Below are 21,314 nucleotides of genomic sequence, written 5' to 3' on the forward strand. Positions count from 1 at the left end.
CCGCTTCGCCTGCGCCTAATAGGACGTCATGCCGAGCTTGCCGAGGCATCTCGCGTGCTGATGCTAGGTAATGATTTTACTACCTAACGCCAGCGGTAGAGATGCTTCGACAAGCTCAGCATGACGTTCTTCTTCATTCTCTACATGCTGGACCTATACCTAATTCCTGATAGCCAGTCTAAGTCGAGCCGCAATCTGAGTTTGCAGCGCGCGGGCGGTATTGAGGACGACTTATTTTACCGGCTGCAGACCGAAGGCATCATAGGACTCTGGTTTGATTACTACAGCGACTTTCGTTGGGGCAGTGAAATCGTGGTCCGGATGCTACTCAAGTTGCAGCAGAAGCCAGTGCGGCTGAAATCAGATGAGGCTGCTTTCCAGGCCATTCTTCAGCAAGCTGTCGATGCGCAGTGCGGCTTGTTAGGGTTAGGAGACTAAATGCCGCTCTCTAGCCCCTTGCTGCCGCAAACCAAAAGTTTCTCATCGAATTGCTTTAGCGGCCCCGGCTCCACCTCAACCGGCGCCCGCCACCTGACCCCAACCACATGAAAGCCTTCCTTTTCGACCTGAACGGGACCATGATTCACGACATGGACTACCACACCCGCGCCTGGCAGCGGCTCTTCAACGAGGAGCTGGGCGGCCAGTTTTCCTACGACGAGGTGAAGCCGCAGATGTACGGCAAAAACCAGGAGGTGCTGGTGCGCATGTTCGGGCCGGAGCGGTTTACGGAGGACGAAATGGTGCGGCTTTCGCGGCAGAAGGAGGAGCGCTACCAGGCCGAGTATCGGCCCCACCTGCAGCTGCTGCCCGGGCTGCTGGAGTTTCTGCAGGCAGCCAAAGAGCGTGGCATTCCGGTAGCCATCGGCTCGGCGGCCATTCCCTTCAACATCGACTTCGTGCTCGACGGGCTCGACATCCGCCAGTACGTGCAGGCCGTGGTCAGCGCCGACGACGTGACCGAGAGCAAGCCCCACCCCGAAACCTTCCTGAAAGCCGCCGCCGCGCTAGGCGTGGAGCCGAAAGACTGCGTGGTGTTCGAGGACGTGCCCAAGGGCGCCGAAGCCGCCCGCAACGCCGGCATGAGCTGCGTGATTCTCACCACTACCCACGAAGAGGCCGAGTTCGACTACCTCGACAACGTGCTGCACTTCGCCCCGGACTTCCGCGACCCGTTTTTCCGGCAGCTGCTGTAGCGCCCGTGGCCCACGCCCCGTGTGGACGACCACCTGCACGACGCGGCAGTGGAGCAGTTCGTTTTTGACGCCGCCCGCGGCCGGCTGACGCTGTGGCAAAAGGTCGAGCCCTTCCGGCAAGGCCAAGTGGTACGCAAGCAACTGGTGCTGTCCGGCATCCGCAACGGGGCGGCCGTAGCCGCCGTGCAGCAACTGCTTGACGTTGAGCGGTGCCAGCGGCGGTGGACGGAGCTGGGCTACTGCGTGGACTGGTGCGGCCTCGACCCAGCGCAGCCCAGTCGGCCGCCCGATTTGCACCTGCGCCTGGAAATCGACCACCTGTCGCCTTTGCTCGTGCACTGCGCCAAATACCGGCTGCAGGTGCTGAACTAGCCCCGCTGGCCGCTTCGATGGCCGGCGGCTTCTACCTTTGCCGCGCCTTCCACCACTGCCACCAGCGCATGATTCGCACCGTCATCTTCGACATGGACGGCGTGCTCGTTGATACCGAGCCGCTGCACCACGACGCCTTTTTTCGCCACTTCGCCGAGCTGAACCTGCCGATTTCCGACACCGAGTACGCCACCTTCCTCGGCGGCTCGACGCGCAACATCTACCAGCGCCTCAAGCAGGAATACAGCCTGGCGGCCGACGTCGAAACCTTGATGCAGCGCAAGCGCGAGCTGTTCAACGCGGCCTTCGACGAGGACACGGCGCTGGACCTGCTGCCCGGCGCGCGGGCCCTCATTGAGGACCTGCACCGCGCCGGCGTGCCCCTGCAGCTGGCTTCGTCGGCTTCCAAGGACACGATTAACCGCGTGTTCCGGCGCTTCGGGCTGTACCCGTACTTCGACAACCTGGTGAGCGGGGAGGACTTTCCGCAATCCAAGCCCAACCCGGCCATTTTCCTTCACGCGGCCCAGCTGGCGGGCGTGCCGGCCCACGAGTGCGTGGTCATCGAGGATTCGGCCAACGGCGTGACGGCGGCCAAGGCGGCGGGCATGTACTGCATCGGCTACCGCAGCGCGCACTCCGGCGGCCAAGACCTGCACCACGCCGACGAGGTGGTGGCGGAGCTCGGGCAGCTGAGTGCCGCCCGCATCCGGGCGCTGCCGGTCCCGCGCTAATCCGGGGTGGCGGGTGCGCCGCTTTGGCGCCACTTGCGTATGCCGATGCAAATGACCTTTGGTATGTCCCAGCGCCTGTTAAACCTGCCCGAGCTCGGCCTAGTCATGTATTTGCTGCGCGACAAAGCCGGCGCGGAGCGCTTGCTGGCTCACCTGCCCGCGGCCCGGGTGGCCGACATTACCCCCCACGGCGTGGGCAGCCTGCGCTTCGTGGGCGAAGTGGCCGAGCGGCGCCTCGGCGACATCATCGGCCGCACGCAGTTCCTGGACGAAGACGGCGTGCCGGTGTTCGTGGCCCTGTACCTGGACACCGCCGACGAGCTGTACGAGCTGGACTGCTGGAAAACCGACGACTCGCCGGTGCGGCGCATCCCGGCCTTCTGACGCGCAGTCGACCCGCGCCGGCCGCGCCGATGAACCTGGCAAAGACCGCCCCGGCGTTGCTAGCGCACGGCGTACACGCGCTGAATGCGGCGGTGCTGACCCAGCGTTTGGGCCAGCTGGGTGGTGAGCTGGTCGGTGCGCTGCGGTTCGCGCAGCACCAGCTGCAAGGAGTTGTTGAGCAGGCGGGCGGTGCGGCGGCACAGCGGCGTGCCGCTGCTCAAATCCAGGCAAAGGTTGTCGAGGCGCTCCTCGCGCAGCAGTTGGTGCTCGTCGTTGTAGAAGCGCACGATGGTGTAGGAGCGGGTGTTCAGGTCGGTTTCCAGGTTCCAGTAGCCGCCTTGCGGCACTTGCTGCGCGTGAACCAGTACGGGAAACAGCAGGCTGAAGCAGGCGGTGAGCAGGGGCGTTTTCATGGCGTTGGGGTAGGCTAGGGGTGAGACATGCGTTAGGGGCCAGCCGCTAACGGGTACTAAGATGGCCTGCCCAATCAGCCCGCGCTGGGCTATTCGCCCAGCGACGTATGCGCACGGAAATACAGTAGCGACCTGTCGCTCAACCGCCGCTTCGGTCGTTGGTCGATGAAGGATTGTTGTTGGTCTATAAATCAGATAACAAGCAGCTTACCCGCGGCTAAATCGGTATATTCACTTGGGCTCAACGCAACGAACGATGGGTATGGCTCAGGCAATAAACCGGGTGCTGCGGCAGATAGACGAGCGGCGCGTGCTGCGCCACGCACTGTTTTGGCTGGTGGTCGGGCTGCTGGAGGCCGCGCTGCTGCGCTACAAGTGCGTGTTTGTGTACCACGCCGGGCTGGCCCTGCTGTTTTCGCTGGTGCTGGTGCTCTGCGCGTTCGGGCCGGCCACCTACGCGCTGCTCTACGGGGTGCTGCCCGAGCTGTGGGCCGAGCAGCCCCGCTACGGGCGCCTGCTGCTGCGGGCGCTGGGCTGGCTGAGCGCGGCGTCGGTGCTGTCGTACGCCGTGTGGGCCTGGGGGCTGCTGCCGCTGCGGGCCGCCGTGGCGGCCGGGCCCCTGGAGCAGCACCTGGCCTTGTCGCCGGCCATGCACCTGCCCCTGCTGCTCACGGCCGGGGCCGCCGCCGGGCTGTGGGGCTACCGGCGCTGGCGCCGCAAGGAGCTGCTCAACGAGCAGCTGCAGCAGGAAAACTACCGGGCTGAGCTGCAGCTGCTGCAAGCCCAGATTCACCCGCACTTTCTCTTCAACACGCTCAACAACCTCTACGCCCTCACGCTTCGGCAATCAGACGAGGCGCCGCGGGTGGTGGAGCGGCTGCGGGCGCTGCTGCACTTTGTGGTGGAGCAGGGCCACGCGCCGCTGGTGAGCCTGCGCGACGAAGTAGCCCTGCTGCGCAACTACGTGGCCTTGGAGCAGCTGCGCTACGGCCCGCGCCTGACAGTGGTCTTCGAGGCCCCCGCCATGCCCGCCCGGGCGGGCATGGCGCCGCTGCTGCTGCTGCCGCTGGTCGAAAACGCCTTCAAGCACGGCTCCGCCGAGCAGGTGGGGGCCGCCCGCATCGTCATTCGGCTGGGCCTGGACGCCGACGACCTGATCTGCTCCATCCACAACTCGAAAAACGCCGATGCACCCGCCGGAGCCGGCGGCATCGGCCTGAGCAACGTGCGGCAGCGCTTGCAGCTGCTCTACCCCGGGCAGCACCAGATCGGGGTGGAGGTGCGGCCTGATACGTTCACCGTGCAGCTGCGCCTACGCCTGCGGGAACTGGAGGCCGCCGCGCCGCCCCGCCGCCGGGCTTGGCAAGGCGCGGGCCGGCGTCGGCAGTCGGTGCGGATGCGGGCGACCCTGGCCCATCGGATACCCGCATGAGCGCCGTGCTCCGACACCGGGTCGTCCGGCACGGGCTGTTCTGGGCCGCCATACTGGCCTTTTCCCTGATCATTCAGCTGCCCGCGTACTGGGGCAACGGCACCCGGCTATACGTGATTGGGTTGTTTTTCAATCAGTTGCCGGCCTCGATGCTGGCCACCTACCCGCTGCTGTACTGGCTGCTGCCCCGGCTGATGCGGCAGCGCCAGCCCCTGGCGTTTGGGCTGCTGCTGACCGCGTGGGTGGCCGCCTGCGCCCTGCTGACGATGCTCACCGTCATCTGTTTTGATTTGGTGATAATGCCCCGGTTGTTTCACGCCCCGATTGACCCGGCGTTTCACCAAGTGGGCTACTGGCACCTGAATTACACCTTTTTCATCACCGTGCTTACGGCCGGCATTGCCGTGACGGTGAAAATCACCCGCGAGTGGGAAACGCAGCGCCGCCAGCGCCAGCAGCTGCGGCAGCAGCGCCTGCGCACCGAACTGCAACTGCTAAAGGCCCAGCTGCAACCGGCTTTCCTGTTCGGCACGCTTCGGTCGCTGCACCGCCTCACGGCCGCCAAGGCGCCCGAGTCGCCGGGGGCGGTGCTGCACCTGGCCGAACTGCTGCGCTACATGCTCTACGAAAGCCCCCACGATACCGTGCCGCTGGCCGACGAAGTGGCCATGATGCGGCGCTACGTGGCGCTGGAGCAGCTGCGTCTGGGGCGCCGGGTGGAGGTGTCGCTCAACTTCAGCGGCGCGTTTGCCGACTACGTCATCGAGCCGCTGCTGCTGCTGCCGTTTCTGGAAAACGCGCTCCGCCACGGCACCGGCGCCGCCCTGGAGTGCGCCTGGATCAGCATCGACCTGGTGGTGCGCCACGACCGGCTCGTGCTCAAAGTCATCAACAGCCAGTTGCCCAGTGCGGTGGCCTGGGCGGAAGGCGCGGGCCTGCGCCGCGTGCGCCAGCGCTTGGAACATCACTACGCCGGCCGCTACCGCCTGCAGGTGGTGCCGGAGCCCGACACCTTCCTGATCATCCTGCAGCTGCCGCTCACGGCGCGGGCCCAACCGGAGCCGCGCCGGCTGCCCCTCGCGGCGGCCGCCTCTTTTCAGCCGCAACTGCCATGAAACTAAAGTGCTTGCTGGTCGACGACGAGCCCCCGGCCCTGGAAGTGCTCGAATCTTACGTGCGCGAGGTGGCCCACCTGCAGCTGGTGGGCACCTGCCAAAACGCCCTGCAGGCCTTCGACGCGCTGCAGCACCAGCCCGTCGACCTGCTGTTTCTCGACATCAAGATGCCCAAGATGCTCGGCACGGACTTTTTGCGCAGCCTGCGCCACCCGCCCCAGGTCATCTTCACCACCGCCTACCGCGAGTACGCCTACGAAGGCTTCGAGCTCGACGCGGTGGATTACCTGCTCAAGCCCGTGTCGCTGGAGCGTTTTCTGAAGGCCGTGGCCAAAGCCGGCAAACCCGACCTGGCGCCGCCGGCCGAGCCCGCCCCGCCCGCCGCCAACCCCGACGCCTTCCTGTATTTCCGCGTCGACAGGAAGATGGTGAAGGTGCTGCTGCGCGACGTGCTCTACGTGGAGGGCCTGAAGGATTACGTGAAGATTCACTGCGTGGCGGGGCCGCCGCTCGTCGTGAAGCAAACCATCAACGGCATGGAGCAGAAGCTCTCCGAAAGCAACTTTCTGCGCGTGCACCGCTCGTTTATCGTGGCCCTGGACAAGGTGCGTACCTTCAGCCCCCGCCACCTGGAAATAGCGCAGCAAGAGGTGCCCATCGGCCGCCTGTACCGCCCGCAGGTCAGCGAGGCGCTCAAGTAAGGCGCCTCCGCGCTACTTGCACGGCTCCTTGCGGCGCGTGTCGATGACGTAGGCAATGCGCCAGCCCTGGGGCAGCTTCACCAGCTGAAACGAGTTGTAGCCGCAGTGGCTGAACTTGTTGTCGAGGTAGAACTGGTAGGGCGTCCAGACGCTGGCCAGCTGGGCGTCGATGAGCACCCGCTCGAAGCTGATGCGCTCATCCCAGACCTCTTTGTGCGGCGTACCTACGGCCTGCAGAAATTCCCGCGGGCTTTCGGTCATGACCTGCGGGCTGCCGCCGCGGGTGCTGATGGTGTGCAGCACCACCGTCGGGGCCAGGGTGCTGCGCACCACGGCGCTGTCGCCCTTGCGCAGGCCCTCGAAAAAGCGGGTGACGGTGGCCTTGACGGCTTCGGTTTCGGCCGGGGCCGGCGCGGTGGTTTGGGCCCGGGCGGCCGGGGCGGCCAGCAGTAGGCAGGGGAGGAGCAGAAGGCGCATGGGGGAATAAGGAAGATGTGACGGGCAAAGAAACCGCCGCGCGGGCCAGCGTTGCACGCCCGGCCGCCCCCCCGCGCCGGCCGCGGCGGCTGCGCTACCCGCGTTGCGCTGGCCATTCCCGACCGACGCCCGCCCCCGCCGCGGCGGCTGCGGCGGCCAATTTTTAACCCGTCAGAAGTCAATTCGGTGGGAATAAGTGCAGGGCGTAGTACCTTTACCTCAGTAAGTTCCGCTACCTGCGCCCGGCCCGCTGCCGCGTTGGTGCCGGCGCCTTTCACTCATTTTCCCTTTTCTATCGACTGCATGAATACCCGCTTTATGCGCCGGGGCCACTGGGGCCGCGGCTTGGTGCTGGCGCTGCTGGCCGCGGCCGGTCCCGCCGCCGCCCAGGACGTCACCATTCCCGACGTGGAGGCCTGGTCCTTTACCGGCTTTAAGTCGGCCGACGGGCAGCTGTACTACACCATGCGCCAGGAGCGCAACGTGTACGACCTGTTTCACCTGGAGCTCTACGGCCGCGACCTGAAAAAGCTCTCGACCACCGACGTGCGCCTGGGCCGCAACGGCAAACTGCTCACCGCCCGCGCCGTGGGCGCCAACACCGTGTTCTGCTTCTACAACGGCAAGGACGGCACGCTGCTGCAGTTCAACGCCGCCGGGCAGAAAACCCAGGACATCCACGTGCCCCTGGCCGACGTGTTCGGCAGCATCACCGCCCTGGAGCCGGCCGGCACCGCGGGCGACTTTTACCTGGTGTACCCCATCGACGCCGACAAGAAAGGCTACTCCGTGGCCCGCTACGGCGCTGATTTCAAGCCCAAGTGGCAGAAGGACTTCGCCCCGGAAAAGGGCAAGTACCAGCTGCGGCGCTTTGCCGCCGACGACGCCCACGTCTACGCCCTCGACGAGTACTCCAAGGCCGGCTGGGAAGTGGCCTGCCTCGACGGGGCCACCGGCGCCGAAAAAGCCCGCCCGGCCCTGCCCGCGGCGCCCAACGAGGTGCTGCCCACCCTGGCCCGCGTCGACAAGGCCGGCCGCTTGCTGCTGGCCGGGCCCTACGCGGACAAGTCGCCGCGCCCGGCCGTGTACACCGAGAAGCCCGACGCGCCGCCCCGCGGCGGCTTTTTCACCATGGGCCTCTCGCCCGAGGGCAAGCAGGAGTTTCTCAACACCATGCCCTACACCGAGGAGCTGGCCCAGCAGCTGAACTCCCGTTCCAGCGTGGCCGTCTTCACGGTGCGCAACTACCCCGGCATCAAGCTGCACGAGCTGCTGGAAAAGCCCGGCGGCGGCTACCAGCTGGTGGGCGAAACCTACAAGAACTTCGGCTACAACGACGCGGACTACGAGCGGGCCGGCGGCGTGAAGTCGGCGCCGGCGCCCGCGGCCAATGGCAACAGCAACTTCGGCTCCATGGGCGGCTTCGGCATCGGCAACACCCGCAGCTACGTGCTGGATTTCGTGGTGCTCGACCTCGACGCCCAGGGCAAAATGCAGGCTGTCCGCCGCATTCCCAAGCCCTACAAGCTCTACCAGAACCACAGCGTCACCAGCCCCGACGACTGGTCGCAGCGCAGCATGTACAGCTACCGCTTCCTGGCCCCCGCGGCCGGCGCCCCGCCCCGGCTGGTGTACCTGAACTGGCACCAGAACCTGCAGTACGTCAACTCCGTGGCCCTGACCGACAAGCGCGACGACCTGTTTTCGCGCCTCTACCTCGACCAGCCGGTGGTGCCCGCCGACAAGGACCGCGGCGAGCTGACTGTGCGCGAGTTTGAGCACGAAGTAGCCGCCCCCAACCTCGACCTGGCCTACGACGACGTGCTGCCCCACGCCCCGGGCAAGCTGCTCTACTCGCACTACGACAAAGCCACCAAGACCCTGCGCCTGCAGGTGCTCGACGTGCCCGGCCTGAAGTAATTCCGCGTGTTTTATCCCCTGCTTTCGATGACGACTTTCTATAAGCGGCCCCTCGGCGGGCTGCTCCTCCTGGCCCTGACGGCGGGCCTGCTGCTGCCCGGCCGCGCCCAGGCCCAGCAACAACTTTCCATCAAGGGCGTGCCCGGCCTGCCGCAGCTGCTGCCCCTGGAAGGCAAGGGCTACCTGGCCCTGTACCGCAGCGAGGCGGGCGAAGACGGCCACGACCTCTACGCCGTGCGCGTGCTCGACCCCGAGTTGAAAGTAAAGTACCAGTACGCCCTGCCGGTGCCGGTGGGCGCCCAGCCGCTGGCCACCCTGCCCGGCAAAGCCACCTATACGCTGGCCTTCCACGGCCGCGGCGGCGCGGGCCTGGCCCTGTACTCGTTTAACCCGCAGACCGGCGCCCAGCTCAGCCGCGAGCTGGAGGCCCTGCCCGACACGCGCCGCAGCCCCGTGGGGGCGCCTCTGGTGGCCGGCACGCCCACCGACGGCGTGTGCCTGGTGCAGCAGTACCGCAACGACACCACCGGCTACGCCATCACCGTGCTCGACGCCGCCCTCAAGCCGGAATGGTCGCAGATGTACTTTCCCAAGGACCTGCGCCACCACACCCCGCTGAAAGTGGCCGTGAGCAAGGACGTCATCACCCTGGTGCTGTCGGATTCCTACGTGGTGAAGCCCAACACCCGCGAGCAGCGCGCCGTCACGGAGTTTGCCGTGCTCGGCATCGACCGCGCCAGCGGCCGCGTGCTTTACCGCACGCCCACCCGCCGCGACGGCCTCACCATGCTGCCCGAGCAGCTGATGCCCCTCGCCGACGGCCGCGTGGCCACCACCGGCCTGTACTTCAACAGCCGCACCACCCGCGTCGACAGCGCCCAGGGCGTGTTCTTGACCACCTATAAGCCCGACGGCACGGCCGCCGCGCCGGTACTGACCTCCTGGGCCGACCTGGGCAAAAGCCTGAACGACCCCTCGCTGGGCCCGCGCATCCAGTCGCGCCGCGGCTACTTGCCCCTGCACGAGCTCATCACCACCACCGGCACCGACCTCAAGCTCATCGGCGAGTACAACACCTCGGTGCAGCCCGGCGGCGCCCTGCAGCCCGGCCCCTTCGTGGTGCTCAGCTTCGACGCCGCGGGCAAGCCCAGCGGGGCCTACCCGGTGGCGCGCACCTTCAAGGCCGGCTCCTCGGCCGACGAGCTGCGCTACAGCCACTACCGCAACGTGGTGGGCAAGCAGGCCGAGCCCTACCTGCTCTACACCGGTGTGGAAGGCCAGCAGGAGTACGCCTACGCCACGGTGCTGGCCAACGTGCCCACGCGCACGGCCGCCCGCGCCGCTTCCTCGCTGGAGAAGCTGCCCGACCCGCCCGCGCCGCCCCAGCCCACCAACGAGCTGCAGCAGGGCATCGACCTGTTTCGCAAAAACCTGAACACCACCGCTGAGGCCGTCAACAAGTTCGTGTACGGCGAGGCGCCGCCCCAGGCCCAGTACTTCCGCCCCGACCCCATGACCGGTTTTGTGGCCGCCACGCCCGGCAAAGTGCTGCTTTACCGCTACGAGCCCGGCCGCAAGCTGCTGCGCCTGCAAACGGTGGCGCTGCAATAAGCCCGGTCCCCGACGACCACCCGGCAGGCCCCGGCGCCGACACCCGTTGTCGGCGCCGGGGCCTTTGTCGTGGCCGAAACTGTACTTTTCACTCGGCCAAGCCCGGCCGCCCCATGCACGATCTGCTGATCCGCCTCGAAACTGCCGCCCACCACGCCGCCGGCCTCGTAACCAGGTCAGCCCCCGGATCTGTTGCGGCAAGCCCTTACTTCCAAGTCAACCGGGTATTGATGTTTTGGGCCACTTGCTTGCCCTGCGCCTGGCCCACTTCGCAGGAGCGGCGGTAGTGAATGCCGCCGTAGAGGCGCGAGAGGCCCGCCTCGGTAGCCGCCTGCTCAAAGGAGGTATACGAGCGGGTGCCCAGCCCAAACTGCGCGTAGTTCTGATCGGTAAAAGCGTAGTTGGGCCCGAATACGTCGGTCAGCATTTGGGCCGCGGCAGCCGATAGCGCCGCGTGGTTGGAACTGTATTCGGGGAAGGCGGGCGTCGTGATAAGCGGCAGCCAGTCGGGCTGGCCCATCGAAGCCCGGATGTAGGTCACGGGCCGCAGCACGTTGTAGAGGTACTTGGTTTTCATCGTGCTGATGAGGGCGTCGGTCATGGCGATGCTCATCTTGGCGTTGGCCACCAAGGCTTTGTCGAGGGCTGCGTTGTCGCGCACCAGCACCTGGGCCAGAATGGATGCCCAGTGGCCCAGCGGCGTGAAGTTGCGGCCGTTGGCCGCGTCGTTCCAAAACAGGGCAATGGCCGTTTGCTCGGGCGTACGGTTCTGGGCGATGGTTTTTACTTCCTCGACCATGGCGTAGAACGGGGAACCGGGCGTGGTGCTGTAGGGCGTGGGCTGGCCGGGGTCTGCGCCGTCGCCGCTGCCCGCCACCAGTGGGCGGTTGAAGCGCCAGTTAGCCAGCGCCGCGGGCGCAAACGCCGGCGGCGTGGACACCCAGAGCCCCGGCCCGGTCGGCGGGGTATAGGACGTGGTGTTATCGAAGCCATCGGTGGCGGCCCAGGCCAATACGGCTGCCGCCACTTGCTTGCCAAAGTCGGTGGAGCGCTGGCTTACTTCGGCCCCGAGAGAACCCCGCAGCGCCGTTTCGGTGGCCGCTTCCAGCGAGTCGATGGCGGCCAGGGCGGCGGGCGCAGCATTAGCAAACAGGCGGCGGTTGACGGCCGCCAGCGCGGCATTACTGCTCAGGGCCCAGTTGTACACCAGGTTGGGGTCGGGCGTGGGGAGGGCGCCAAGGCCGTTGAGCTGCCCGCCCAAGGAGCGGTAGCCGGCCATGCCTGGCACGGCGGCCTCGTAGGCGGCTACGCTGGCGTAGGCAAAGGGCCGCCCGAGCATGTTGGCTGGTATCTGCGGCGTGGTTCGGGCCAGCCGGGTTTCCATGTTCAGCCAGCTCACGGCCACGTCGGCGCGGTAAGAACTGGTGGCCGGAGAGGGGGAAGGCTGCGGGTTGTTGTTGTCGTCGGAGCAGGAGGTGCTCAGCAGCGTGAGCAGCAGCTTCGCCACGACGACCAGACTGCCAAAACGCCAGCGGGTAGGAAGAATTTTCATGGGACGAGGGGCTAGGTGAACGAATAAGTTCCGGGCGACGGCCGGAGGCCCGCACCCACCGAAAAATATTCTGTGTCACTGCCGGCCGCCGGCTTATTCTACTAACTACCGGCGCTCATCGACAGACAACCGCCCGCCGGGCACCAACAACGCTCCCGGTCCGGCGGCAACTATCCGCCCCGCCGCGCTGTTACCAAGGACCCGCGACCCGGGCCAGCGCCGGGCGTTTTGTTACCTTCGTTTCCCACGGCTCATTTGCTTTCGTCTCATGCGTACCAAAGGCTTATTTGACTTCGGCCCGGTGTTCGGCTACTTCTTCCGCAAGAACGACCCGAACCGCCACACCAATTTCAACCTGCGCACCATGCACACGATCAATAAGATATCGATGCTGATGTTCCTGGCCGGGTTGATTTACATGCTCTTCAAGTTCGTCATCCTGCGTTAAGTTGCCCGCTCGCTGTGCCGAGGCGGCTGCGCACCCGGGCCCAGCGCCCGGATGCTTAGCCGCGTTCGGCACGGCCGCCGGCGCATCTAACCGCGCCCGCCGCTATGAACATCGAAGAATTCCGCGACTACTGCCTCGCCAAGCCCGGCACCGCCGAGGAAACGCCCTTCGGCCCCGACACGCTAGTGTTTAAAGTCGGCGGCAAAATCTATGCCCTCACCAGCATCGAGAACTTCGGCAGCGTAAACCTGAAGTGCGACCCGGAGCGCGCCACCCAGCTGCGCGAGGAGCACGACTTCGTCGTGCCCGGCTACCACATGAACAAAAAGCACTGGAACACGGTGCTCATCGGCACCGGCGTCAGCGGGCGGCAGCTGCGCGAGTTCATCGACCATTCCTACGACCTGGTGCGCGCCTCCTTGCCCCGGGCCGTGCGCGAGGAGCTGGCCGCGGCCGAGCAGGCGTAACCCTTTTTCTCAGCATCCCATGCAGATCAGCAGCCGCTTCTCCGTTGCCGTCCACGTGCTGGCGCTGCTGGCGTTGCACCGGCCCGCGCAGGACGGTCTGCTGACCTCGGAGCGCATGGCCGGCAGCGTCAATACCAACCCGGTGGTCATCCGGCGCATCCTGGGGCAGCTCAAAAAAGCCGGCCTCGTGGAAGTGCGGCCGGCTTCGGGCGGCACCTTTCTTACCCGAGAGCCGGCCGCCATCAGCCTGCTCGACGTGTACCACGCCACCGAAGTGGTGGAAGCCGGCCGGCTGTTCAGCGTGCACGAGCAGCCCAACCCGGCCTGCCCGGTGGGCCGCAACATTCAAGCGGCCTTGAACGACACGCTGCGCCAGGCCCAGGCCGCGCTGGAGCGGCAGCTGGCCGCCGTCAGCCTGCAGCAGGTGGCGCTGGACATTGCCGCCAAGGAGGCTGTGGGAGTGGACTGAAATTTTTTTATCACCTATTGTAACAATAGTGGTTACAATGGGTTGTTCCTTTGCAACACCAACTCAACTTATGAACCCATGAACATTGCCCTTATCGGAGCCACCGGCTTTGTCGGCTCGCGCCTGCTGCGCGAAGCCCTGCAGCGCGGCCACCAGGTAACCGCCATCGTGCGCGACCCGAGCAAATTGGCCGAGCGCCCCACCAACCTGACCGTGGTGCAAGGCGACGTGAGTCAACCGGAGCAGCTAGCCGAGCAGCTGCGCGGCCACGACTTGGTGCTCAACGCCTTCAACGCCGGCTGGACCAACCCCAACCTCTACGAGGATTCGCTGGCCGGCAACCGCGCCATCGAAAAGGCCACCGAGCAGGCCGGCGTGGCTCGCCTCGTGGTTATTGGCGGGGCCGGCAGCCTCTACATCGGCGAGCAGCAGCTCGTGGACGGCCCGCAGTTTCCGGCCGAGTACAAGCCCGGCGCCACTGCTGCCCGCGACTACCTCACCGAGCTGCGCAAGAATGACAAGCTCGATTGGACCTTCGTGAGCCCCGCCATCGAAATGCACCAGGGCATCACCACCGGCCGCACCGGGCAGTACCGCCTCGGCACCGAAAACCCGGTGTTCAACGCCGAAGGCCGCAGCATCCACTCCGGCGAAGACCTGGCCGTGGCCGTGCTCGACGAAGTGGAAAAGCACCAGTTCAGCCGGCAGCGCTTTACGGCGGCCTACTAAGCAGCGGCGCGCCCAACGCCCGCGCCTTGGAGCCTGGACAGCAGCGTCCGGACCTCAGGGCGCGGGCGTTGTAATTAGGTTGCGGCTCTTAGTCCAGCACGTAGTTGCGGGGCACGGGCGGGGCCGGCAGCGCGGGCTGGCCGAGCATTTCGCGCAGGCTGTTCTCGATGGTTCGGCTCAGGGCGTTGAGTGCCAGGTCGTTGTCAGCAGTACCGAAAGGCTCCTCAATCTCGTTGACAATGGCATCCAGCGCCATAAACGTGTAGCCGATAAACACCACCACCAACGGCGTGGCCCAGCCAATGCTGTCGACCAGCCCAAAAGGCAGCAGGAAGCAATAGATATAGACGGTGCGGTGCAGCAGTACGCTGTAGGTGTAGGGGATGGGCGTGCCGGCAATCCGCTCGCAGCCGCCCAGAATATCGGAAAGCTGGTTGAGGTTGCGGTCGAAAGCCAGCAGTACAGTGGTATCGAGCCGGCCTTCGGCGCGGGCCTGCTGCAGCCAGCGGCCTAGCTCGCGCAGCAGCAGCACGGGCTTGAACTGCGCCCGGCCAACCTCGGCGGCTAGCTCCGCCGGGAGCAGGCGCTGCAGGTCGGGGGCCGCATCGGAATGGCGGAGCTGGTGGCGCAGGGCGTGGGCAAAGGCGATGAGCAAGGACACGAAATGCGCAACGGCCGGGGAGTCGGCTGGATGCCCACTCATGGTCAGGGCCTGCCGGGTGAGGGAGCGGGTGTCGTTGAGCAGGGCGCCCCAGAGGCGGCGGCCTTCCCAGTACCGCTCGTAACTGACGTTGTTGTAAAAACCCAGGAATACGGCCAGCGCCACGCCAAACAGCGAGAACGGGGCTGAGGTAAGCGGAATCTTGTGCTGCAATACCGTGCCCCGCAGATACACCACTGCCACCGACGCCAGCAGCAGAATCAGCAGGCGCGTGAGGACCTGCGGCAGCACCGAGCCGTGCCAGACAAAAAGGGTGCGCAGCCAGTTGTTTTTGGGGCGAATGATCATAGGGCGCCTTACGCAAAGAATCCGGCCTGGGTGGGCGCCGGCTCGTTGGTGGGCCAAGTTAGGACCCAAGAACGGTAGCCAAAACGTCGTTGGTGGGTAGGAACTCGTTGGGCGCTGTGCGCAGCGACTCCCGGGGGAGCCAAGCGAAAACAATAGTACCCTTGCCGTCAGCACGCGAAAGGCCTCGATTCGCGCTTGGGGCGCGACGTGCCCGCAATGCCCCGGGCAGAATGCAACGAAGCGGTAGAATTAGACCCGCATGACGCCATTTTGGCCGCCTGGACAGCCTGAACCGGCGGCGGGATACCGCCCGCCGACTGTCAGGAAAAATAAAAGCGGCGCCGACCGTAGTCGGCGCCGCTTCTAAGCAAGGGGCGGCGGTTAGCGGCGGGAAGTTACACCACCACGTTCACCATGCGGCCGGGCACCACAATGACTTTCTTGGCTGGCTTGCCCTCGGCGAAGCGGGCCAGGATGTCGGTAGCGCGCACGGCTTCCTCGATTTCGGCGGCGGTGGCGCTGGCGGCAAACTGCATCTGCTCGCGCACCTTGCCGTTGATGGCGACGGGGTAGTTCACGGTGTCTTCCACCAGGAATTTTTCGTCGAACTCGGGGAAGGGCGCGGTGCTGAGCGAGCCGGCCGGGTGGCCCAGGGCTTCCCACAGCTCTTCCGCCAGGTGCGGGGCGTAGGGCGAGATGAGCACGACGAGCGGCTCCAGGATGGCGCGCTTGCGCGTGTTCAGCGCCGACAGCTCGTTCACGCAGATCATAAAGGTGCTCACGGAAGTGTTGAACGAGAACCGCTCGATGTCTTCCTGCGCTTTTTTGATGGCCTTGTGCAGAGCTTTCAGCTCGGCCGGGGCCGGGGCTTCGTCGGTTACGGCCCAGTCGCGGTCCTCGGGGTAGAACAGGCGCCAGAGTTTCTTGAGGAAGCCCGACACGCCGGTCATGCCCTGGGTGTTCCACGGCTTGAACTGCTCCAGCGGGCCCAGGAACATCTCGTGCAGGCGCAGCGCGTCGGCCCCAAACCGCTCGGTCAGCGTGTCGGGGCTCACCACGTTGTACTTCGACTTCGACATTTTCTCGATTTCGACCCCGCAGACGTAGGTGCCGTTGTCTTCGAAGATGAATTCGGCGCCAGCGAAGTCGTCGCGCCACTTTTTAAACGCTTCCACGTCGAGCACGTCGTCTTCCACGATGTTCACGTCCACGTGCAGGGCCGTGGTGTCGTAGTCCTTGCGTTTGGAAGCCGTGACGAACGTGTTGGTGCCGTTGATGCGGTACACGAAGTTCGAACGGCCCAGAATCATGCCCTGGTTGATGAGCTTCTTGAAGGGCTCCGCAGTCGTCACCAGGCCCAGATCCTTCAGAAACAGGTGCCAGAAGCGGGAGTAGAGCAGGTGGCCGGTGGCGTGCTCGGCCCCGCCCATGTAGAGGTCCACGTTTTGCCAGTACTGCTCGGCTTCCTCGCCCACGAAGCGGTCCTCGTTTGTGGGGTCCATGTAGCGCAGGTAATACCACGAGGAGCCGGCCCAGCCGGGCATGGTGCTCAGCTCGAAGTCGAACTGCCCGCGGTACTTCCAGTCCTGGGCGCGGCCCAGCGGCGGCTCCCCGGTTTCGGTGGGCTTGTACTCGTTGATTTCGGGCAGCACCAACGGCAAGTCTTGCTCGGCCACGCCGAAGGCCATACCGTCGCGGTAGTACACCGGAATCGGCTCGCCCCAGTAGCGCTGGCGGCCGAAGATGGCGTCGCGCAGGCGGAAGTTGATCTTGCCCTTGCCGATGCCCTTCTCTTCCAAGCGCTTGATGGCTTCCTGGATGGCGGGCTTCACGTCGAGGCCGTTGAGAAAGTCGGAGTTGACGATGCGGCCTTCCTTGGCCACGTAGGCTTCGCCGGCGGCCTCGTCGTAGCCTTCCACCACCGGTACAATCGGCAGGGAGAAGTGCTGGGCGAAGGCAAAGTCGCGGGTGTCGTGGGCGGGCACGGCCATGACCACGCCGGTGCCGTAGCCGGCCAGCACGTAGTCGGCCACCCAAATGGGCAGCTTCTCGCCGCTGAATGGGTGCAGGGCGTAGGCGCCGGTAAATTCGCCGGTGATGGTTTTCACGTCGGCCATCCGGTCGCGCTCCGAGCGGTTTTTGGCGTACTCCACGTACTTCTGCACCGCCGCGCGCTGCTCCTCCGTCGTGAGCACGTCAATCAGCTCCGACTCCGGCGCCACCGCGAGGTACGACACACCAAACAGCGTATCGGGGCGGGTGGTAAACACCGTCAGCGGCAGCTCGGGGTGGTCTTGCACGTCGAAACGCACCTCGGCGCCCACCGAGCGGCCGATCCAGTTGCGCTGCATTTCCTTCACCGCTTCGGGCCAGTCGATGTGGTCGAGGCCGTCGAGCAGGCGCTGGGCGTAGGCGGTGATGCGCAGGTTCCACTGCGGCATCAGGCGACGCTCTACCGGGAAGCCCCCGCGCTCCGACACGCCGTCCTTTACCTCGTCATTGGAGAGAACCGTGCCCAGGCCCGGGCACCAGTTCACGTAGGTTTCCGACTGGTAGGCGAGGCGGTAGGGGTGCACGGCGGCAATTTTCTGCGCCTCCGTCATCATCTGCCACTGGCCGGCGGAGAAATCGTGGACTTCTTCCTCGTCGCACACGGCGCGCACGCCCTTAGAGCCTTCCGCGGCGAAACGCTCCTGCAGGATGCGAATCGACTCGGCCTTGTTCGTGTCAAGGTTGTACCAGCTATTGAACAGCTTGAGGAAAATCCACTGCGTCCACTTGTAGTAGTCGGGGTTGGACGTGCGGATTTCGCGCGACCAGTCGTAGCTGAAGCCCAGGGCCGAGAGCTGCTCGATGTAGCGGGCAATGTTCTCGCGGGTGGTTTTCTCGGGGTGCTGGCCGGTTTGGATGGCGTACTGCTCGGCCGGCAGGCCAAACGAGTCGAAGCCCATGGGGTGCAGCACGTTGAAACCGCGGTGGCGCTTGTAGCGCGACACGATGTCGGAGGCAATGTAGCCCAGCGGGTGGCCCACGTGCAGCCCGGCCCCGGAGGGGTAGGGGAACATGTCGAGCACGTAGTACTTGGGCTTGTCGGAGTGGTTCTGGGCGCGAAAGGTCTGGTTGTCGTGCCAGAACTGCTGCCACTTCTTCTCTATCTCCTGCGGTCGGTAGCCGGGCATATGGTCGTCGGAATCAAAGGCGTTGAGCCGGCGAAAATACGCGGAAATGGCGGCAAGGCCGAAAACCGGCGCAAAAATGCCGCCCGGGTTAAGCTGGGTTGTGCAAGGCCGTAGCAAAGGCGTCGAGGCAGCGCTGGTACCCGGCCCGGGCAAACGTGAACGGCGGAATCCGCGGCCGCTGCTTTACCTCGCAGCCCATATCGTGCAAGTTGAGGCTACCGGAAGATGTCGTAGCCCAACCACACCCGGCGCATCAACTCGCGCTGAATTACCAATGCCGCCGCGTACAGCCCAAGTCCACTTTGGCGGAGCGCATGAGCACTGGTAGCTAGGCGCGGGCAAGGAATTGCTGAGCTGCGAGTTGGAGCACCGCCTCGCGGTGCAAGGCCGGGCCCGATGGCGCTGTGGCTCAGCTCCAGTGCCGCAGCAGCGCCACCACGTCACGCACGGAGCCGCGATAGAGCACCTCCGGATTCAGCAAGTTGCCGGTCGACAGCTCCACTTCCTGGGAACGGTCGGTGGGTACGAAGACGCGTAGGGCACCGGTTGGCGTGAGCCGAACGTATAATTGGCCGTCGGAGTACTGAGGAGTAGCGGTAACTGCTCGGGCTGAGAGGAAACCAGCATTGAGTAATTCTTCTGGGGTCATGATAGGATATTCAAATGCAATGTACTTGACAGAGTGCTATATAAAGTAAATTTACTACTATGGATGGCATCGACAGCGCGACAAGTACTGTAAATCCGCGCGGCTACTACGTAAAAGCTCGGGCTGTCGGATACAAACTGGACAAAATAAATTATCCCAGCAGAATTAAGCTCCACCGGATTCCGTACAAATAACCGGCTAAAACCCGTAGAAATGCGGTTTGGCGCGGCAAATTGAGGGATGACCTTTGTCATGAGCAGGCCGCCCGTCAAATGCGGCAACTGGTGCAGCTTCAGGTGTGGGGCTGTACCGTGACGGGTGGTCTGCTCTTTTTTTTGCCCCTACCTGAGCGGCAGCGGGTTACGCCCGTCCCAGAGCCCGTCGGTGCGCTGCACCGCAAAGCGGGCAAACAACTCTTCCGAATACCACCCTTCCTGCCGGGTGCGGCGCACGACCTCGCGGTGCCGCCCGTCGTGCTGCGCGCCGTAGGCATACTGCTGCATTAGCTGCCCCGATTCCCACAGGCTGAACGTGGCCTGCCGCAGCACCGGCAACTCGCCTAGGCCGATGGCGGCCAGCAAGCCCGGGGCGTCGGCCACGGCCCGGCTCACCGGCGGCACCGCCCGCCAGAAGCTCCAGGCCCGCAGCGGCCGGATGCTGGCTCGGGTGAGCACGGCCACCGGGGCACTGGGCGCGGGCGGTGCCGCGCTGCCCGCGTCGAACCGATGTTGCCCGTCCCACAGCCCGTGGGCCTGCAGCGGTTGCAAATAGGCCGTCCACAGCTCCTGGCTGCGCTGCTCATAAGCCTGCCAAACGTGGTGGCCGGCGAAAAACGCTTGCGCGGCGGCCTCGTCGGCCCAGCTGGCCATGAAGCCGTAGCGCTGAAAATTGGGCCGCAGGCCGAAATCGAAGCCCGAGCCGAGCAACTTGCTGAACAGCAGGCCCGGCACCCGGCGCAGCTGCGGCGGCACGGTGCCCATGCGGGCCAGGGCCCAGCGCCGGGCGTCGGGCCGAACGGTGATGATGGAAAGCGTGGTGAGGGACAAGCGCGAACGGACTGGGCGGGTACGGAACAACAAAAAACGGGACGGAATGGCTTCCGTCCCGCTCAAAACAAGCCGGGGGCAGTAAAAAAACCGTTAGCGGGCCTTTACCTGTGCGTGCTGGTTCACGTCGTCGTCCTTGCTTTTCTCGCCGGTGGCCACGGCGCGGGCGTAGGCATAGGCGCGGGAGAGGATGGAGCTGGGCGAATCCCAGTACTCGGCCTTGTAGATGGTGATTTTCAGGATGCGGATGCTCGGGTCGTCCTTGCCTTTCGGGAACCAGGCGCGCATGTCTTCCGACCACAGCTCGGCAATTTTGGCCTTGTCCTGGTTGACCTCGGCCGTGCCGGTTACGCTGGCGTACACGTTGTCCTTGGGATTGGAATAGCTCAGGTTCACGCTGTCGTCGCGGCGCACCTCAAACACCTTGGCCGAATCGGCGTCGGTGAAGAAGAGCAGCGAGCCGTCGTGCTCGGGCTTGAGGGTATACATCGGCCGCGAGTGGAGCTGGTGCTGCTCGTCGGTGGTGGTGAGCATGGCAATGCGCACGTCCTTGATCTTCTCGAACAGTTTGGAGAGGTCGTGCGTCACGGGCGTTTGGTCGGACATGGGGCGGGTGTTTTGGTGTGGAATCAAGGAGAATAAACTACCCCGGCTTACGGGCCCGACCGCCGCGGGGTTCAGACCCGATAACTATTGGGATGAAAACATTGTAGTTAGCGGCTGGGCCACTGGCCTGCCTCCACCACCCGCTACCCGTCGTGAACTTTCTCGCCCACCTCGTTCTTTCCGGCCCCCACGACGAAGACCTGCTGCTCGGCAACTTCGCGGCCGAAGCCGTGCGCGGCCGCGCGGCCGTGGAAGCGTATTCGCCCGCCGTGCAGCGCGGCATCCGCCTGCACCGCCTCATCGACTCCTTTACCGACGCGCACCCGGTGGTGCGCCGCAGCACCGCCCGCCTGCGCGCCGCCGGCCTGGGCAAGTGGGCCGGCGTCGCGGTCGACGTGGGCTACGACCACCTGCTGGCCCGCGACTTCGCCCGCTACCACTACGACCCCGCCGAGCCGCTGCCGGCTTTTGCCCAGCGCATGTACGCCCTGCTGCACCGCCGCCGCCACGAGCTGCCCGAGCGCCTGCAGCACATGCTACACCACATGCGCGCGGGCGACTGGCTCACGGGCTACGCGCACCCGGATGGGCTCACGCGCGCCTTGCTGGGCCTGAGCCGGCGGGTGCCGACTGCCGCAGTGCTGGCTTCCGGCGGGGCCGCTTTTCTGGCCGAGCTACCGGATTATCAAGCCGACTTCGAGGCGTTTTGGCCGGAGCTGCAGGCGGCCGTTGACCGCGGGCTAGCCGAAACGGCGGCCTCGTGAGCGGCAACCAGGCCTGGCGGGTAGGAAGCACCGCCGGAGTC

23 protein-coding genes are annotated in these 21,314 nt (G+C 65.5%); 15 read left to right on the forward strand and 8 right to left on the reverse strand.

Translation table 11 applies throughout. The features are described from left to right. Positions 1 to 120 precede the first annotated feature (120 nt). From LJ737_RS16915 to LJ737_RS16935, 5 genes are all read left to right on the forward strand, one after another. The gene (locus tag LJ737_RS16915) at positions 121 to 438 is read left to right on the forward strand and encodes a hypothetical protein (protein ID WP_227767852.1); all 318 of its coding nucleotides are present in this window, start codon (positions 121 to 123) and stop codon (positions 436 to 438) included. Positions 439 to 545: 107 nt separating this feature from the next. Then, a complete protein-coding gene (locus LJ737_RS16920) occupies positions 546 to 1,196 on the forward strand; it encodes an HAD family hydrolase (protein WP_227767854.1) in 651 nt (216 codons plus the stop codon). Positions 1,197 to 1,217: 21 nt separating this feature from the next. After that, on the forward strand, positions 1,218 to 1,568 hold the full coding sequence (locus LJ737_RS16925; RefSeq protein WP_227767855.1) for a hypothetical protein: 351 nt from the start codon (positions 1,218 to 1,220) through the stop codon (positions 1,566 to 1,568). A 68-nt stretch (positions 1,569 to 1,636) separates the two neighbouring features. Then, entirely contained in the window at positions 1,637 to 2,302 is a 666-nt protein-coding gene (locus tag LJ737_RS16930; RefSeq protein ID WP_227767857.1) for an HAD family hydrolase, read from the forward strand. A gap of 63 nt (positions 2,303 to 2,365) precedes the next feature. After that, positions 2,366 to 2,686, forward strand: a complete 321-nt coding sequence (locus tag LJ737_RS16935) for a DUF6984 family protein (RefSeq protein WP_227767860.1) — start codon at positions 2,366 to 2,368, stop codon at positions 2,684 to 2,686. Between the two features lie 59 nt (positions 2,687 to 2,745). Here LJ737_RS16935 and LJ737_RS16940 read toward each other — a convergent pair whose 3' ends face one another. Next, positions 2,746 to 3,099: a hypothetical protein gene (locus tag LJ737_RS16940; protein ID WP_227767862.1), complete on the reverse strand. Its 354-nt coding sequence runs from the start codon at positions 3,097 to 3,099 to the stop codon at positions 2,746 to 2,748. Positions 3,100 to 3,361: 262 nt separating this feature from the next. Here LJ737_RS16940 and LJ737_RS16945 point away from each other — a divergent pair, with 262 nt between their 5' ends. From LJ737_RS16945 to LJ737_RS16955, 3 genes are read left to right on the forward strand one after another with little or no spacing between them, the layout of a single operon-like run. Beyond that, on the forward strand, positions 3,362 to 4,531 hold the full coding sequence (locus LJ737_RS16945; protein WP_227767863.1) for a sensor histidine kinase: 1,170 nt from the start codon (positions 3,362 to 3,364) through the stop codon (positions 4,529 to 4,531). Beyond that, positions 4,528 to 5,646: a sensor histidine kinase gene (locus LJ737_RS16950; protein WP_227767865.1), complete on the forward strand. Its 1,119-nt coding sequence runs from the start codon at positions 4,528 to 4,530 to the stop codon at positions 5,644 to 5,646. Before LJ737_RS16945 ends, LJ737_RS16950 begins: the two co-directional genes overlap by 4 nt. Further along, positions 5,643 to 6,347, forward strand: a complete 705-nt coding sequence (locus LJ737_RS16955) for a LytR/AlgR family response regulator transcription factor (RefSeq protein ID WP_227767867.1) — start codon at positions 5,643 to 5,645, stop codon at positions 6,345 to 6,347. Before LJ737_RS16950 ends, LJ737_RS16955 begins: the two co-directional genes overlap by 4 nt. A 12-nt stretch (positions 6,348 to 6,359) precedes the next feature. Here LJ737_RS16955 and LJ737_RS16960 read toward each other — a convergent pair whose 3' ends face one another. Then, positions 6,360 to 6,824: a nuclear transport factor 2 family protein gene (locus LJ737_RS16960; protein ID WP_227767869.1), complete on the reverse strand. Its 465-nt coding sequence runs from the start codon at positions 6,822 to 6,824 to the stop codon at positions 6,360 to 6,362. Between the two features lie 303 nt (positions 6,825 to 7,127). Between LJ737_RS16960 and LJ737_RS16965 the strand changes: the two genes are divergently transcribed. Together LJ737_RS16965 and LJ737_RS16970 are read left to right on the forward strand one after the other, a co-directional pair. After that, positions 7,128 to 8,744, forward strand: coding sequence for a hypothetical protein (locus tag LJ737_RS16965; protein WP_227767871.1), 1,617 nt, complete (start codon positions 7,128 to 7,130; stop codon positions 8,742 to 8,744). 27 nt (positions 8,745 to 8,771) lie between these two features. Next, entirely contained in the window at positions 8,772 to 10,355 is a 1,584-nt protein-coding gene (locus LJ737_RS16970; RefSeq protein ID WP_227767874.1) for a DUF6770 family protein, read from the forward strand. 205 nt (positions 10,356 to 10,560) lie between these two features. Here LJ737_RS16970 and LJ737_RS16975 read toward each other — a convergent pair whose 3' ends face one another. Then, a complete protein-coding gene (locus LJ737_RS16975) occupies positions 10,561 to 11,907 on the reverse strand; it encodes a vanadium-dependent haloperoxidase (protein ID WP_227767876.1) in 1,347 nt (448 codons plus the stop codon). Positions 11,908 to 12,175: 268 nt separating this feature from the next. On the opposite strand from LJ737_RS16975, the gene LJ737_RS16980 reads away from it, so the two are divergent. The 4 genes from LJ737_RS16980 (at position 12,176) to LJ737_RS16995 (ending at position 14,020) form a co-directional block, all read left to right on the forward strand. Next, positions 12,176 to 12,355 (forward strand): DUF6728 family protein, encoded by a 180-nt coding sequence (locus tag LJ737_RS16980; RefSeq protein WP_227767878.1) that lies wholly within the window; start codon positions 12,176 to 12,178, stop codon positions 12,353 to 12,355. Between the two features lie 104 nt (positions 12,356 to 12,459). Further along, positions 12,460 to 12,822, forward strand: a complete 363-nt coding sequence (locus LJ737_RS16985) for an MmcQ/YjbR family DNA-binding protein (protein ID WP_227767880.1) — start codon at positions 12,460 to 12,462, stop codon at positions 12,820 to 12,822. 19 nt (positions 12,823 to 12,841) lie between these two features. Next, positions 12,842 to 13,291: an Rrf2 family transcriptional regulator gene (locus LJ737_RS16990; protein ID WP_227767882.1), complete on the forward strand. Its 450-nt coding sequence runs from the start codon at positions 12,842 to 12,844 to the stop codon at positions 13,289 to 13,291. A 78-nt stretch (positions 13,292 to 13,369) separates the two neighbouring features. Next, entirely contained in the window at positions 13,370 to 14,020 is a 651-nt protein-coding gene (locus tag LJ737_RS16995) for an NAD(P)-dependent oxidoreductase (RefSeq protein ID WP_227767884.1), read from the forward strand. An 88-nt stretch (positions 14,021 to 14,108) separates the two neighbouring features. Here the strand turns inward: LJ737_RS16995 and LJ737_RS17000 are convergent, their stop codons facing one another. From LJ737_RS17000 to LJ737_RS17020, 5 genes are all read right to left on the reverse strand, one after another. Further along, the gene (locus tag LJ737_RS17000; protein WP_227767885.1) at positions 14,109 to 15,029 is read right to left on the reverse strand and encodes a bestrophin family protein; all 921 of its coding nucleotides are present in this window, start codon (positions 15,027 to 15,029) and stop codon (positions 14,109 to 14,111) included. A 395-nt stretch (positions 15,030 to 15,424) separates the two neighbouring features. Continuing rightward, entirely contained in the window at positions 15,425 to 18,208 is a 2,784-nt protein-coding gene (gene leuS, locus LJ737_RS17005; protein WP_227767887.1) for a leucine--tRNA ligase, read from the reverse strand. 409 nt (positions 18,209 to 18,617) lie between these two features. Then, on the reverse strand, positions 18,618 to 18,857 hold the full coding sequence (locus LJ737_RS17010) for a hypothetical protein (protein WP_227767889.1): 240 nt from the start codon (positions 18,855 to 18,857) through the stop codon (positions 18,618 to 18,620). A 341-nt stretch (positions 18,858 to 19,198) separates the two neighbouring features. Then, entirely contained in the window at positions 19,199 to 19,903 is a 705-nt protein-coding gene (locus LJ737_RS17015) for a spheroidene monooxygenase (protein WP_227767891.1), read from the reverse strand. Between the two features lie 93 nt (positions 19,904 to 19,996). After that, positions 19,997 to 20,509 carry a pyridoxamine 5'-phosphate oxidase family protein gene (locus tag LJ737_RS17020; protein WP_227767893.1) on the reverse strand — a complete coding sequence of 171 codons (513 nt, stop codon included), beginning with the start codon at positions 20,507 to 20,509 and terminating at the stop codon, positions 19,997 to 19,999. A gap of 152 nt (positions 20,510 to 20,661) precedes the next feature. Between LJ737_RS17020 and LJ737_RS27170 the strand changes: the two genes are divergently transcribed. Further along, complete coding sequence (locus tag LJ737_RS27170) at positions 20,662 to 21,273, forward strand: acyl carrier protein phosphodiesterase (RefSeq protein ID WP_227767895.1); 612 nt, start codon at positions 20,662 to 20,664, stop codon at positions 21,271 to 21,273. The last annotated feature ends 41 nt before the right edge of the window (positions 21,274 to 21,314 follow it).

The organism is Hymenobacter sp. 15J16-1T3B, assembly GCF_020711235.1.
GTDB lineage: Bacteria > Bacteroidota > Bacteroidia > Cytophagales > Hymenobacteraceae > Solirubrum.

Coding starts and splice junctions, on each gene's coding strand:
- LJ737_RS16915 (WP_227767852.1), top strand. CDS start 121: ATGACGTTCTTCTTCATTCTCTACATGCTGGACCTATACCTAATTCCT.
- LJ737_RS16920 (WP_227767854.1), top strand. CDS start 546: ATGAAAGCCTTCCTTTTCGACCTGAACGGGACCATGATTCACGACATG.
- LJ737_RS16930 (WP_227767857.1), top strand. CDS start 1,637: ATGATTCGCACCGTCATCTTCGACATGGACGGCGTGCTCGTTGATACC.
- LJ737_RS16935 (WP_227767860.1), top strand. CDS start 2,366: ATGTCCCAGCGCCTGTTAAACCTGCCCGAGCTCGGCCTAGTCATGTAT.
- LJ737_RS16940 (WP_227767862.1), bottom strand. CDS start 3,099: ATGAAAACGCCCCTGCTCACCGCCTGCTTCAGCCTGCTGTTTCCCGTA.
- LJ737_RS16945 (WP_227767863.1), top strand. CDS start 3,362: ATGGCTCAGGCAATAAACCGGGTGCTGCGGCAGATAGACGAGCGGCGC.
- LJ737_RS16950 (WP_227767865.1), top strand. CDS start 4,528: ATGAGCGCCGTGCTCCGACACCGGGTCGTCCGGCACGGGCTGTTCTGG.
- LJ737_RS16955 (WP_227767867.1), top strand. CDS start 5,643: ATGAAACTAAAGTGCTTGCTGGTCGACGACGAGCCCCCGGCCCTGGAA.
- LJ737_RS16960 (WP_227767869.1), bottom strand. CDS start 6,824: ATGCGCCTTCTGCTCCTCCCCTGCCTACTGCTGGCCGCCCCGGCCGCC.
- LJ737_RS16965 (WP_227767871.1), top strand. CDS start 7,128: ATGAATACCCGCTTTATGCGCCGGGGCCACTGGGGCCGCGGCTTGGTG.
- LJ737_RS16970 (WP_227767874.1), top strand. CDS start 8,772: ATGACGACTTTCTATAAGCGGCCCCTCGGCGGGCTGCTCCTCCTGGCC.
- LJ737_RS16975 (WP_227767876.1), bottom strand. CDS start 11,907: ATGAAAATTCTTCCTACCCGCTGGCGTTTTGGCAGTCTGGTCGTCGTG.
- LJ737_RS16980 (WP_227767878.1), top strand. CDS start 12,176: ATGCGTACCAAAGGCTTATTTGACTTCGGCCCGGTGTTCGGCTACTTC.
- LJ737_RS16985 (WP_227767880.1), top strand. CDS start 12,460: ATGAACATCGAAGAATTCCGCGACTACTGCCTCGCCAAGCCCGGCACC.
- LJ737_RS16990 (WP_227767882.1), top strand. CDS start 12,842: ATGCAGATCAGCAGCCGCTTCTCCGTTGCCGTCCACGTGCTGGCGCTG.
- LJ737_RS16995 (WP_227767884.1), top strand. CDS start 13,370: ATGAACATTGCCCTTATCGGAGCCACCGGCTTTGTCGGCTCGCGCCTG.
- LJ737_RS17000 (WP_227767885.1), bottom strand. CDS start 15,029: ATGATCATTCGCCCCAAAAACAACTGGCTGCGCACCCTTTTTGTCTGG.
- leuS (WP_227767887.1), bottom strand. CDS start 18,208: ATGCCCGGCTACCGACCGCAGGAGATAGAGAAGAAGTGGCAGCAGTTC.
- LJ737_RS17010 (WP_227767889.1), bottom strand. CDS start 18,857: ATGACCCCAGAAGAATTACTCAATGCTGGTTTCCTCTCAGCCCGAGCA.
- LJ737_RS17020 (WP_227767893.1), bottom strand. CDS start 20,509: ATGTCCGACCAAACGCCCGTGACGCACGACCTCTCCAAACTGTTCGAG.